Origin of the sequence: Sulfuricurvum sp. IAE1, assembly GCF_004347735.1 — a bacterium.
Taxonomy (GTDB): domain Bacteria; phylum Campylobacterota; class Campylobacteria; order Campylobacterales; family Sulfurimonadaceae; genus Sulfuricurvum.
On the sequence record NZ_SLTI01000063.1, the window covers coordinates 192743 to 205605 of the forward strand.

Consider the following 12863-nt stretch of genomic DNA (forward strand, 5'->3'; position numbering starts at 1 on the left):
AAGGAGTTTTCATGCGTCAATTTTCCCCTTTATACCGGATCTGGCACTGGCTGCAGGCGGTTGCCGTGTTCGGGCTGTTTATCACGGTTGTATTGCGGATGAGCGTCATGCACAAGGAACAGATCGGAGGGATCGTTCAGGCCAAACTGGCCGAAATCGGGACGATAATCACGGACGAGCAGGCGGTGATGATCGGCAAGGCGGTGCGCGCGCCGATGTGGGACTGGCATATTTATCTGGGGATTGCGGTAGCGGTGTTGCTGGTAGTGCGGATCGCGATGGTACTGAAAAACGGATTCGGATTCGACGACAACCCCGCCATGCAAAAAGTCTACATGCTGTACAAACTTTTTTACGGGGTTTTGGCGGCGATGTCGCTCAGCGGGCTGGTATTGTACTGGAAGCTGGCCGGGGAGGGCAAAGAGATCGTCGAGAGCGTCCATATGTATCTGGGCTGGAGTGTGTTCGCGTTTATGGCAATCCATATCGCGGGAGTCGTCCTTGCGGAAAAAAGTGATCAGGGCGGCCTGGTTTCACGGATGATCAGCGGGCGGGATTAAGGGGCACTCCGCCAAAGGGGCGTTTCATCCTCTTCGGGGCGCCCCTGGAGCTGTAATGCGGGCTTGTACGAGCCTTTGTACGAGAGGCTCCGGCATTGTTCGACGTAATACCCAAGGTAGATCCATTTCAGCCCAAGACGCTGCGCGAGGCGGATTTGCTCGAGCAGTGTGTAGCGTCCCAGCGAAAATGAGGGGTAATCGGGATCGTAGTAGCAATACAGGGCGCTGATCCCCTCGTCGAGAATATCGACCAGGTCGACGGCAATGAGGCGTTCGTCGTCGAAATAGAGGATTTCGAATCCGAAATCGCCGTGCCCCTGCACGAATGAGGCGTAATAGTTTTTGGGATCGACTTTGGGTTCGTCCCAGGAGCGGGTATGGTGTTTGTAGCGGTGATAGCGTTCGAAAAGCTCCAGGTGGTCGCGCGTGAGGGTCGGGGGACGGATCAGGGTGTTCCATGAGCCGTTTTTCCGGAGGATGCGGCGTTCGGACTTGCTGAACGTGTAGTTTTGTACATCGATCTTGAGGCTTTCGCACGCGCGGCACTCCTGGCAGATGGGGCGAAAATACATCGACCCGAAACGCCGCCAGCCTCTGAGAATCAGCGCTTCACACTGTTCGCGGCTGCACTCCTGGATGATTTTGTAATGGATGCTCTGGGAGTTGCCGCTGATGTAGGCACAGGGCTCATGAAGGGCACACTCTTTGAGAATCTGGTTCATGGGCGAGGAGGATTACTCTTCCTCTTTCCGGCTGAGCGAGATGAGAACCCCTTCGAGCATTTCGTCGAGGTCGCCGTCGAGGATCGCGTTGATATTGCTGTACGCTTCGCCCGAACGGCTGTCTTTGATCTGCTGGTAGGGGGCCATGACGTAGGAACGGATCTGGTGGCCCCAGCCGATCTCGCTTTTTTCGACGCCGTCGATCGCGGCGCGCTGTTTTTCGAGTTCGAGTTCATAGAGGCGGGATTTGAGCATTTTGAAGGCGGTCGCCTTGTTTTTGTGCTGGCTTCGGTCGTTCTGGCACTGTACCACGATTCCCGTCGGGATGTGGGTGATACGGATCGCCGATTCGGTTTTGTTGACGTGCTGGCCGCCCGCCCCCGATGCGCGGTAGGTATCGAGGCGGATATCCTTGTCCTCGATCTCGATTTCGATGTCGTCGTCGATTTCGGGAGAAACGGTGACCGAGGTAAATGACGTGTGCCGTTTGGCTGCCGAGTCGAACGGGCTGATCCGCACGAGGCGGTGAATGCCGTTTTCGACTTTGAGATAGCCGTAGACGTTGACCCCTTTGATCAGCAATGATGCATCCTTGATCCCCGCCTCTTCACCGGGCTGGTAGTCGAGCATTTCAACGCTGAAGTCGTGGCGTTCGGCCCAGCGGGTGTACATTCGCAGCAGGATCGATGCCCAGTCCTGGGACTCGGTTCCCCCCGCACCCGGATGGATGGTGAGGATCGCGTTGTGGCTGTCGTGCTCGCCGCTTAGCAACACCTCGATCTCCATCGATTTGACCTGGTTCTCCAGTCCGGGGGCATCGGCGAAAAGGCTTTCGATTGTTTCGTCGTCTCCCTCTTCCTTGGCCATGTCGTAGAGGTCTTTGGCATCGCCGAGGGCATTGAAGGTCTTGGCGTATTTTGCCAGGCGCCGTTCGGCCTGGGTTTTCTCTTTCTGAACCGCTCCGGCGGCTGCCGCGTCGTTCCAGAACTCAGGGGAGTTTTCGAGCTCCGCGATCTCTTTGAGGCGCGCTTCGATGAGGTCTGGACGGACGACGTCGGTGACGTTTTGCATTTTCGTCGTCAGCGTTTTGAGAAGTTCGGTATATTCGTAGTGGTCCATAAGTGGGAATACCTTGTGATATATTATAATTGCGATTATAGTACACCTCCCCTGCATAAAGGCTAAAAGCATGATTATCGCCAGATCGGCGCAAGAACTGCGCAACGCTCTTGATTCCAAAACGGGATCGGTCGGTTTCGTCCCGACGATGGGGGCGCTCCACATCGGCCATCGCACCCTCATCGACGCGGCGCGGCGTGAGAACGATACCGTCGTCGTCTCGATCTTCGTCAATCCGACCCAGTTTCTGCCGGGGGAAGACCTCTCCAAATATCCCCGCCGCGAAGAGGCCGATTTCAAAATCTGCGAGCTCAGCGGGGTGGACGTGTTGTTCTACCCCGACGTGAGTACGATGTACGGCCGTGATGAAGTGCGGATCACCGCTCCCGACGTGCGCGGCTACATTCTCGAAGGGGCATCCCGCCCGGGGCATTTCGACGGGGTCCTTACCGTCGTTATGAAGCTTTTCAATCTCGTTCGCCCCACCCGCGCCTATTTCGGGAAAAAAGATGCGCAGCAGCTCTCCCTGATCACCCAGATGGTGGGGAACTTTTTTATGGATCTTACGATCGTCCCGATGGATACGGTCCGTGAAAACGACGGGCTGGCCCTCTCAAGCCGCAATGTTTACCTGAATCCTTCCGAGCGGACCGAGGCGCTGAAACTCTCCGCGTCGCTCAAACGGGCGACGAAACTGGTAATGCAGGGGACGCTCGAATCCGATGCGATCAAGGCGCAGATGCTGGAGATCCTCGAACCGTTGGAGGTCGAGTACGTCGCAATCGTCAACCGTGCCTTCGAGTCGATCGGACGGGTCGAAATCGGCAATACGATCGTCCTCGTCGCCGCACGCGTCGGATCGACGCGCCTGATCGACAACGTATGGATGTGAGGATGAGAAAGTTTGCCGCCGCCGCACTGACGGTTTTGTTGCTGGGGGGATGCGCCCCGAAGCTGGGGAAAGATATTTTCGTCGAGCCCGAAGGGAACGTGCGATGGGAAAATTCCGGTTCGGAAGTGGTGCTGGGTGTCCTTTCGCTTCTGGGGGCACCGCTGCAGAGCGCTCCGATCCGGATCGGAAGCGACCTGAAGGTCAACAACCAGTGGCACAGCGATTTCAAAGTGGTGTCGCTCACCTACGCCCTCGTCGACGACAAAGAACGCTTCGCCCAGGGGCAGGCCAAAATCGATACGCTCGGATCAATGCTGATCCCCAGCGGGGAGAGTAAAATCATCCCGCTCGAACTCGAAGTCGATCCGCGGGGATTGAAGAGCGATCGGATTATCGGTATCGTCAAAGCCAAACGCAAAGTGATGCTCAAAGGGGAGCTTATCATCGAAGTGTGGGGAATCCGCAAACGCTACCCCTTTGAGAAAGAAGCGACCGCGCTGATCCAAAAGGCGCTGAAAAGCGCGATGCGTTAACGGACTGCCGCGGCGCTCTCTTCGGCCGTGGTGGGGGCAGCCGCGGCGGCGGCGGCTTCGGCGGCGGCGACCGCTGCGGGATCGGGAACGAGCATTTTTTCTTCGACCATCACGTCCACGATCGCTTTGAAAACCGGGACGGCGGTGATGGAGGCGAAATAGACGGTACGCGGTTCGATGACGGTGATCCCGATCGTGTATTGACGCTTTTTGTCGTTCGCGAAGCCGACGAACGACGTATGGTAGCTGTTGACGTATTTCCCTTTTTTGGCGATGTGCGCCGTCCCCGTTTTTCCGCCGATCTCAAGCCCGGGCGTTTTGGCCCCGATCCCGGTTCCGACGTTGACCGTTTTGATAAGGATCTGTTTCATCCGCTCGGCCGTGGCGGGGGCGATCACCTGCGTAGGGGACTGAATCTGCATCGGGATGGCGCGGCCGTTGTCGTCGTAGAGCGCTTCGACGACCATCGGGTTGATCAGTTTGCCTCCGTTGTTGAAAACGTTGTAGGCTTTGAGAATCTGCATCGCATTGGCCCGCATCCCGTACCCGTACGAGGTGATCGCCTTGTAGAGATAGTTGTTGAGCTGCGTGGACGAGGGGATGCTTCCGCGCTTTTCGTAAGGGAGGTCGACCCCGCTGAAGCGGGTAAACCCGAATTTCTGGAGCCCTTCGGTGTATTCGACGCCGCCCAGTTTCTGCGCGAGCTGGGCGATACCGATGTTGGAAGAGTGGACCAGGACGTCTTCGGCGCTGATCATGTCGAATTTGTGCTCGTCGACGATCACCTTGCGTCCGAATTTCCATTTCCCGCCGTGGCCGTTGACCATGTCGTAGGGGTTGATGAGGTTACGGTCGAGCAGCAGGGCGAAGATGATCGGCTTGATGACCGAGCCGGGTTCATAGCTGTATTCGATCGCATTGGTGTTGAGCGAAGGGTAGTCTTCGTGGCGGATGCGGCTGGGGTCGAAACGGTTGGAACTGGCCAGCGCGATGATTTTGCCCGTTTTGGCCTCCATGACGGTGGCGATGATTTCGTCGGCTTGCAGCTGCTCTTTGATCTGGTCGGTGATCGTTTCCACCCGCGCCTGGAATGCGATGGGAATGTTGAGTTTGACGGTAAGGCCGTTGATCTGGCGTTTGACGTCGCTTTGGCGGTTGAGGATGAGGTAGCCGTTGACGTCGCGCAGTGCTTTTTGGGTTTTGTTCTGCTGGGGGTTGAGCTCTTCGTCGAAGAACTTTTCAAGTCCCTTGATCCCGTAAACGCGGGTGTAACCCTCTTCCTCGATTTTGCGCGGATAGCCCAGCAGCGGTGTCAGAAGACGCCCATAGGGGTAACGGCGCGCTTCGCCGCTCTCCAAAATGCTCAATCCCTGCAGGATACGGTCTCCGCCGGGGGTCTCGTATTCGATAAAGACTCCGAGCCTCCGCAGCTCGAACGCAAGGGTTTTGAGGTACATCGCCTCTTTGGGGCTGATATGGTAGCTCAGCGTCACCGAGCCTTTGCGGGTATGGAGGCGCTGACGGATTTCATCGGGATCGGTACCGCTGTAGATGCTGAAAAGCTGGATAAACAGCTCCTCTTTATCGGGGTCGATGTTGCGGGTATTGACGACGGCCTTATAGAGCTTTTGGGTCGTGGCGATATAGTATCCGTCGGCGCTGACGATCGAACCGCGCTGGGCTTTAGCGGTATCTTCGGAATAGATGGAGGGGATGTCGCGCTCATGCAAGGCGGTGTAGAGCATCACCGCCAGAAAAATCACAAATCCGGATAAGAGGACGAGAAAAAGGGCAAGTATTTTTTTGGATTTGTTGGAATGGCGCATAAAAGAGGTTAAATCAAATCTGGGTTCGGGTGATTTCTTTATAGGCGCTCAGGGCTTTGTTCCGCACTTCGAGCATCAGTTTCATGCTGATTTCGGCTTTGTCGATCGCGATCGCCGCCTGGTGAAGGTCTTTGACGGCGCCGGTCGCGATGTCGCTCATCGCCTTTTCCCCTTCAACCTGCATCTGGTTGACGTTGCCCAGCGCGTTTTTAAGCTCCTGGGCGAAGTCGGTCTGGCTTGTTTCGGTCGCATTGCCGCTTTTTTTGGCCAGCAGATCGGCTGTGGAGAGAGATTTGATCGATTGGATATCAGCCATCGTGGTCTTCCTTTCTTAATCTTTTATGATTGCATCATGGAAACAGCGCTTGAAGCCATGTTTTTGGCACTTTCAAACGCGGCGACGTTCGCCTGGTACGAGCGGGTTGCTTCGACTAAATCGGCCATTTCCACAACAGGATTAATGTTTGGGTAGGCAACGTAGCCGTTCGCATCCGCATCGGGATGTGACGGATCGTATTTCATTTTCGGCGCGGTGTCGTCCCGGGCGATCTTATCGACGATAACGCTCATGATCGCCGGGTTTGGCTTGATCCCAGCGAGCCCTTCTTGGAGGGGGTCGCTGTAAGAGAGGGCCGATGTGTTGCGTTCGAGCGCCTGGTTGTAAACCTGGTTGAAATCGATCGCTTTGAAAACGACTTCCTGCCGGCGGTAAGGCCCCCCTTCGTCGGTCCGGGTAGTCTGGGCGTTGGCGATGTTGGAGCTGATTGCGTTGACGCGGACGCGCTGTGCCGAGAGTCCGTATCCGCTGATGTCGAAGCTGTTCAGAAAAGCCATAACCTAATCCTTACGATGTTTTGGATGAAGCGTCGATAACGCTTTTGTAGATGCCGGTCCCTTTTTTCTTGGCCGCGATGATGGCGTTGTACATCATCGAGTTTTTGGCCATTTCGGTCGTTTCGACATCGAGATCGACGCTGTTCCCGTCGTTGCGCGCCATGTGGCCGTCGCGGAAAAAAACCGTCGGTTTGGGATCGGAAATCCCGTTCGTACCGCTCAGATGGGCGCCGTTCGTCCGCGCCATCGGCAGTACCTGGTTCTTTGGCCCGAAGATGGCGGCACTTTTTTGGGCGAGCGTCTCTTCGAACCGAATGTCTCTGGGACGGTAAAAAGGGGTGTCGGCGTTGGCGATGTTGCCCGCGATCATATCCTGTCGTGCGGCGCGGTAATCAAGCGCTGCATTCATCAGTTCATGTGCTTTTGAAATCGTCAAACCCATTGCCGGCTCCTTATGTCAAAGTGTAAAGCAAAAAATATTCCAAAAATTGGGTGTCTCTTTTTATCGAACTCTTTTACAAAGAGCGATATACTGTCGCTAAATTATACAGTATCAAGTGAACAATGGCGGATAAAAAATTATTTATTTTGACGACGGCGCTCATTACGGTAGGGATCATCTGCTCGTATACCCTCTCGGCGTACACGGTTATTTTGTTCGAATACAACGATTTCCATTTCGTGATCCGTGAACTGGGGGTGGGAATCGTCTCGATCCTGCTGATGTGGACCCTCTCCCGCCTCGATCCTGATATTTGGCTCCACCGTCTGGGGCTGACCCTCTTTTTCGGGGGGATGCTGCTGATGGCGGTGATGCCGTTTCTGCCCGCGTCGCTGGTGAGCGAAGTGGGCGGGGCGAAGCGGTGGATCAAGCTCCCGGGCTTTTCGCTCGCCCCGGTGGAGTTTTTCAAAATCGGGTTCGTCTATTTTCTGGCCTGGAGTTTTTCGCGCAAGCTGGGGCATCACGCGGGGATCGGGGTGTGGGAGGAGTTCAAACGCTTTGCCCCCTATGCGGCCGTATTCGTCCTCGTGATGTTTCTGATCGCCATCATGCAAAACGATCTGGGGCAGGTTGTGGTACTGGCGCTGACACTTGCGTTTATGCTCTTTTTTGCGGGGAGCAGTTTCCGTTTTTTTATGACCCTCATCGGCGGCGCCGTCGCCTTTTTCCTCTTTTTCATCCTTACCGCCGAACACCGGATCAACCGTATTCTCTCGTGGTGGGAAGGGGCGCAGAGTACGATCCTGGCGTTTTTTCCCGAATCGATAGCCAAACACCTTCGGATCGAAAACGCCGAAGAACCCTACCAGATCGGCCACTCGCTCAACGCGATCCACAACGGCGGGATTTTCGGAACGGGGCTTGGGGAAGGGACCTTCAAACTCGGATTTTTGAGTGAAGTGCATACCGACTTCGTTTTGGCGGGTATCGCCGAAGAGTTCGGATTCGTGGGGGTGCTCGGGGTGACGATGCTCTTTATCATGATTTTGCACCGCCTCTTTAAAATCGCCAACCGTTCCCACAACGATACCGCCTACCTCTTCAGCCTCGGGGTGGGACTTCTGATTACCTTCGCGTTCATGATCAATGCCTACGGCATCAGCGGCCTTACCCCGATCAAAGGGATCTCGGTGCCGTTTTTGAGCTACGGGGGATCGGCGATGCTCGCTTCCTCGATCGGGATTGGAATGGTGCTGATGCTCTCCAAAAAAATCGTTTATCAACCGGGAGATAAGAAATGAATATTATTTTTACCGGCGGCGGGACGGGAGGGCACCTCGTCATCGCATTGTCGCTGGCCGAAGCGGCCAAATCCAGGGGGCACCGCGTCATGTTCATCGGTTCGACGTCGGGACAGGACCGTCAGTGGTTCAGCGAAAGCACGCTGTTTGAAGAGGCCCATTTTCTTGAAACGACGGGAGTCGTAAACAAAAAAGGGCTCGGAAAACTGGGGGCACTGTGGAAGGTTTTCAAGGCGCTTCTGGCATCGCGCCGGCTGATCCGTTCTTTCGGTGCGGATGCGGTGGTGAGCGTCGGGGGGTTTTCGGCGGCTCCGGCCGCATTGGCGAGCGTGATGACGAAAACACCCCTCTATATCCATGAGCAAAACGCCGTAACCGGTAAGCTCAACACGATTCTTCGCCCCTATGCGAAACGGTTTTTCAGCTCGTACGAAGAGGGGGAAAATCATTGCGATTATCCGGTCAACCCCGTCTATTTCGAAAACGCGCGGGTGCGCGACCGGGTCAAAACGATCATTTTCCTGGGGGGATCGCAAGGGGCCAAGTTCATCAACGATCTCGCCCTTGAAATCGCTCCGTGGCTCTCAAGCGGGGGGATCGCCATTATCCACCAGTGCGGCGCCAAGGAAGAAGAGAGGGTTCGCGCCGCCTACCGCGAAATGGGGATCGACGCCGAAGTCTACGGGTTTACGACCAAGATCGCCGAACTGATCGCACGGAGCGATTTCGCGGTGAGCCGTTCGGGGGCCAGTACTTTGTGGGAGCTTTGCGCGGCGCGGGTTCCGACGTTTTTCATCCCATTCCCGTTCGCGGCGGCGGACCATCAGTTTCATAATGCGCAGTATATTCTCAAATACGATTGCGGCTGGTGCGAGCGACAGGGGGAGGAACTCTCCCTGAAGCTTCAAGAAGCGATACTGAGCGATATCCGCCCCAAAAGCGAACGGCTGGGGAACCTGATCGCCCCATCCGGAGCGGTGCATATCATCGAAGCGATCGAAAAGGGGAACAATGCTGGCTGAAATGACGCAATGGCTGGTCGATACGGTGGCGGGGATGGGATACGTAGGAATCGTCGCCCTGATGGCGGTAGAGAGTTCGTTTATCCCTTTTCCCAGTGAAGTGGTGATGATCCCCGCGGGATACCTTGCCTCACAGGGGAAAATGGACCTGTGGCTGGTCATTCTGTCGGGGCTGGCGGGATCGATGATCGGCGCTTACGTCAACTATTTCGGGGCTCTGTGGGTCGGGCGCCCTTTCCTCGAGCGGCACGGGCGTTATTTCTTTATCTCCCTCGCCACCCTGGCGAAAATGGACCGTTTTTTCGAGCGGCACGGGGTCATTTCGACGTTCATCGGGCGGCTGATTCCCGGCGTGAGACAACTTATCTCGGTTCCGGCCGGACTGGCGCGGATGAATCTGCCGCTTTTTAGCGCGTACACGGCGCTGGGTGCGGGGATATGGGGAACGATTCTCGCGGTTTTAGGATACATGATCGGCGGTAACGAGGCCTTGATCGAGTTGTATCTGCGCGAAATTACGCTGGCTCTCGTCGTCGGTGCCGCTTCGGTCGTGGCCGGATACCTGTGGTTTATGAAAAAAGAGGTCGAGGAAGACGCTAAAGCCGGGTGATCTTGTGGATGATCCAAAACGCCGCGGCCAGAACGAAGGCGCTTGAAAAAGCGATGACGAGGGTGCCGCTTTCGATTTCCATCGGTCAGCCCGCCAGCTCTACCATCGACCACATCGGCAAGAAGATCCCCAGCGCCAGGATGAGGACGAATCCGGCGATCGCGGTGATGAGGACGGGCTCGATCATCGCCGTGATGTTGTCGACGATATAGGTATAACGGCTCGCGTAGACCTGGGTGATCTTGCGCAGCATTTTTCCCAAAGAGCCGCTGCTTTCCCCCGTGCGGACCATCTGCACGATCATCCCCTCAAACTGTCCCGTTTCACCGAACCCCTGCGCCAGCGACCTTCCGTCTTCGATCGCCCCGGCGATTTTCTGGAGTTCCTGGCGCAGGTAGGTGTTGTCCACCGAACTCGCGGCGATTTCGAGTGAACGTTTCATCGGGATCCCCGCATCGCTCAGCGCGTCGAAAAGATAGATGAAACGGCCGATCATCGCGTAATAGGTCACTTTACCCACGATGTAGACTTTAAGCCAGTAGCGGTCGGTTTTGAGGCGCAGGGCGGGTAGGGTTTTGTAGGCGTGGTTGAACCCTGCGGCTAGTAATAGTGCGGCACCGAGGATGTAGGGGCCATAAAGCCGGATCGCGTGTTCGGTCCACAGCAGCACTTTGGTCGGGAACGGGAGTTCCAGCCCCGATTGGGTGAAAAAAGCCTGAAACTGCGGAACGACGAACGTGATCACGACGACGAAGGCAATCCCCATCGCGGTGATGATAAAGAGGGGATAACGGGTCGCTTTTTTGAGCATCCGGCGGTTGTCGTGCATCTGCTGGAAAATGGCCGCAAGTTTTGCGACGGCGATGTTGAGGGTCCCCGTCTGCTCGCCGAGCTCGAACATCGAGAGGGTCAGGGTTCCGAGCTGTTTTTGGAATTTGGAGAGGGCGTAGCTGAGGCTTTGGCCGCTTTCGATGTTGGAGAGCACTTCGGCGAAAATGGCCCGTATCATCGGCTCATCGGTATTTTTGACGCTGTCGGAAAGGCAGGTGTTGATCGGGATCCCCGCATCGAGCATGATGGCGAGCTGCTCGAGGAAGGCGATGTAGGGTTCGTCCTTGACCCTCCGGTCTTTGATGGGGTTTGCGAAACGCTCCGCGTAGCGTCTATACCGCAGGCTGAGGGGTTCGGAAACCTCGTACACTTTTTGGGGGACACCGAGGTTTTTGTCCCGGAACTGTTTGAGCGCTTCGAGTTTGTTCGCCGCTTCGAGGACCATGGAGGATTTGCGTTTTCCGATTTTGTAGTGAATCTGAAAAAACTTCACCTATTTTTCCTTGGTGATCCGGAGTACCTCTTCGAGTGAGGTGATCCCCTGAAGCACTTTGCTGAGGCCGTCGGCGATCATCGGTTCAAACCCCGCATGCTCCTGCGCGTAGCGCGCGATTTCGTATTTGGACGCCCCCTCCGCGATCATTTTCGAGATCACTTCGTCGACGGTCAGGATTTCGGAGATGAGTATCCGCCCGCAATAACCGGTATTCGAACATTTCGGACACCCTTTGCCCTCATGGAACGTCGCGTTTTCGGGGATAAGATGCTCGATTTTTTTGAAGAGGCTTTTGTGCGGCTTGATCTCCGTTCTGCATTCGGGGCAGATTCGTCTCACCAGCCGCTGTGCGACGATCCCGATCAGCGAGTCGGCGATAAGGTAGGGCTGAAGCCCCATCTGGACCATCCGCCCGATGGCGCTTGGGGCGTCGTTGGTGTGGAGAGTCGAGAAAACCAGGTGCCCCGTCAGGGATGCCTGAGCCGCCGAGTTGAGCGTTTCGAAATCGCGGATTTCCCCGATGAGGATGATGTCGGGGTCTTGGCGCAGGAACGATTTGAGCGCTTCGTTGAATCCGAATCCGATCCGGTCGTTGACCTGCACCTGCTGGACGAGGGGGAGCTGGTACTCGATCGGGTCTTCGATCGTGAGCACTTTGTTCTCGATGCTCTTGATCTCGTTGAGCGCGGCGTAGAGGGTCGTCGTTTTTCCGCTTCCGGTCGGCCCGGTGATGAGGACGATCCCGTAGGGGGAGCGGATCATTTCGTTGAAGCGTTCGAGGTTTTTGTTTTCGAACCCGAGTTCGTGGAGGTTGAGGAGGATCTTTTGCTGATCCAGGATCCGCATCACGATCGATTCCCCGAAAAGGGTCGGGGTGGTCGAGAGGCGGAAATCGTACTTGTTGACGCCGATTTCGAGGCTGAAACGGCCGTCCTGGGCCTTTCGGCGTTCGGAGATGTCAAGATTCCCCAGCAGTTTGATCCGGGAGGTGAGCGCCGTATAGATTTCGAGGTCGAACACGAACGTCTCCTGCAAAATCCCGTCCACCCGGGTGCGTACCGACATCCCCTGGGCATCGGGTTCGACGTGCAGGTCGCTGGCGCGGCGGAGAATCCCGTCTTTGATGATGAGCAGTATCAGCTGCATGACGGCGCTCGATTCGGCATTGGCCGACTTGAACCCTTCGTTGTTGATTTCGCGCTTGATCTCCTGAGCGATGGTTTGGGTTTTTTTGACGATCTCGAGGCGCTGGAAAATGTGTTTGATGTCGGTACTGAACGCGAGAAAGATTTTAAGCGGTTTCGTCGCGATGTTGCGTTCGAGCGCGTCGAGCCCTTCGTAGTTGAACGGGTCGGAGGTAGCGACGTAGATGTAATCCTCGTCTTCCTTAAACGGGATCGCCTCGGCGCCGGTGAGCAACGGCAGGGGGAAACGCTCGAGGGCATGAAGGTCGATTTTCTGGCCGTAAAGGTCGACAAACTCGATATTGAGCTGTTTGGAGAGGATGACGGCGATCTCTTTTTGGGTGGTGAACCCCTCTTCGATCAGGATTTCCCCCAGTTTTTTGAGGAACCGTGACTCTTTTTGCTTTTCCAGCGCCTGGGTCAGCTGGGCCTGGGTAATCAGACCTTTTTCGATCAGCAGGTCGCCAAGGTGTATTTGCGGGCGTATCATT

Annotated in this window: 14 protein-coding genes; 6 read left to right on the plus strand and 8 right to left on the minus strand. The window is 56.0% G+C overall.

Going from position 1 to position 12863, the window contains the following annotated elements; all coding sequences use genetic code 11:
* Positions 1 to 11 precede the first annotated feature (11 nt).
* Positions 12 to 560, plus strand: a complete 549-nt coding sequence (locus tag E0765_RS12170) for a cytochrome b/b6 domain-containing protein (RefSeq protein WP_132813496.1) — start codon at positions 12 to 14, stop codon at positions 558 to 560.
* On the opposite strand, the gene E0765_RS12175 is transcribed toward E0765_RS12170, so the two are convergent.
* Together E0765_RS12175 and prfB are read right to left on the minus strand one after the other, a co-directional pair.
* Positions 557 to 1282 carry an arginyltransferase gene (locus E0765_RS12175; protein ID WP_132813497.1) on the minus strand — a complete coding sequence of 242 codons (726 nt, stop codon included), beginning with the start codon at positions 1280 to 1282 and terminating at the stop codon, positions 557 to 559. The genes E0765_RS12170 and E0765_RS12175 overlap by 4 nt on opposite strands.
* A 12-nt stretch (positions 1283 to 1294) precedes the next feature.
* Positions 1295 to 2401, minus strand: a complete 1107-nt coding sequence (gene prfB / locus E0765_RS12180) for a peptide chain release factor 2 (RefSeq protein WP_132813498.1) — start codon at positions 2399 to 2401, stop codon at positions 1295 to 1297.
* Between the two features lie 70 nt (positions 2402 to 2471).
* Here prfB and panC point away from each other — a divergent pair, with 70 nt between their 5' ends.
* Both panC and E0765_RS12190 read left to right on the plus strand, forming a co-directional pair.
* On the plus strand, positions 2472 to 3293 hold the full coding sequence (gene panC, locus E0765_RS12185; RefSeq protein WP_132813499.1) for a pantoate--beta-alanine ligase: 822 nt from the start codon (positions 2472 to 2474) through the stop codon (positions 3291 to 3293).
* 2 nt (positions 3294 to 3295) lie between these two features.
* A complete protein-coding gene (locus tag E0765_RS12190; protein WP_132813500.1) occupies positions 3296 to 3826 on the plus strand; it encodes a hypothetical protein in 531 nt (176 codons plus the stop codon).
* On the opposite strand, the gene E0765_RS12195 is transcribed toward E0765_RS12190, so the two are convergent.
* From E0765_RS12195 to flgB, 4 genes are read right to left on the minus strand one after another with little or no spacing between them, the layout of a single operon-like run.
* Positions 3823 to 5652 (minus strand): penicillin-binding protein 2, encoded by a 1830-nt coding sequence (locus tag E0765_RS12195; RefSeq protein ID WP_132813501.1) that lies wholly within the window; start codon positions 5650 to 5652, stop codon positions 3823 to 3825. The genes E0765_RS12190 and E0765_RS12195 overlap by 4 nt on opposite strands.
* 13 nt (positions 5653 to 5665) lie before the next feature.
* On the minus strand, positions 5666 to 5968 hold the full coding sequence (gene fliE / locus E0765_RS12200; protein ID WP_132813502.1) for a flagellar hook-basal body complex protein FliE: 303 nt from the start codon (positions 5966 to 5968) through the stop codon (positions 5666 to 5668).
* Between the two features lie 23 nt (positions 5969 to 5991).
* The gene (gene flgC, locus E0765_RS12205; RefSeq protein ID WP_132813503.1) at positions 5992 to 6486 is read right to left on the minus strand and encodes a flagellar basal body rod protein FlgC; all 495 of its coding nucleotides are present in this window, start codon (positions 6484 to 6486) and stop codon (positions 5992 to 5994) included.
* 10 nt (positions 6487 to 6496) lie between these two features.
* A complete protein-coding gene (gene flgB / locus E0765_RS12210) occupies positions 6497 to 6928 on the minus strand; it encodes a flagellar basal body rod protein FlgB (protein ID WP_132813504.1) in 432 nt (143 codons plus the stop codon).
* 122 nt (positions 6929 to 7050) lie between these two features.
* On the opposite strand from flgB, the gene E0765_RS12215 reads away from it, so the two are divergent.
* Genes E0765_RS12215 through E0765_RS12225 form a run of 3 tightly spaced genes read left to right on the plus strand, consistent with a single transcriptional unit; the run spans position 7051 to position 9861 of the window.
* Positions 7051 to 8229: an FtsW/RodA/SpoVE family cell cycle protein gene (locus E0765_RS12215; protein ID WP_132813505.1), complete on the plus strand. Its 1179-nt coding sequence runs from the start codon at positions 7051 to 7053 to the stop codon at positions 8227 to 8229.
* Entirely contained in the window at positions 8226 to 9251 is a 1026-nt protein-coding gene (locus tag E0765_RS12220) for a UDP-N-acetylglucosamine--N-acetylmuramyl-(pentapeptide) pyrophosphoryl-undecaprenol N-acetylglucosamine transferase (RefSeq protein ID WP_132813506.1), read from the plus strand. The genes E0765_RS12215 and E0765_RS12220 overlap by 4 nt, the downstream gene beginning before the upstream one ends.
* Positions 9241 to 9861, plus strand: a complete 621-nt coding sequence (locus tag E0765_RS12225) for a DedA family protein (RefSeq protein ID WP_132813507.1) — start codon at positions 9241 to 9243, stop codon at positions 9859 to 9861. Before E0765_RS12220 ends, E0765_RS12225 begins: the two co-directional genes overlap by 11 nt.
* 85 nt (positions 9862 to 9946) lie before the next feature.
* On the opposite strand, the gene E0765_RS12230 is transcribed toward E0765_RS12225, so the two are convergent.
* Positions 9947 to 11185 carry a type II secretion system F family protein gene (locus tag E0765_RS12230; RefSeq protein ID WP_132813508.1) on the minus strand — a complete coding sequence of 413 codons (1239 nt, stop codon included), beginning with the start codon at positions 11183 to 11185 and terminating at the stop codon, positions 9947 to 9949.
* On the minus strand, positions 11186 to 12862 hold the full coding sequence (locus tag E0765_RS12235; RefSeq protein WP_132813509.1) for a GspE/PulE family protein: 1677 nt from the start codon (positions 12860 to 12862) through the stop codon (positions 11186 to 11188).
* Position 12863: the final 1 nt, after the last annotated feature.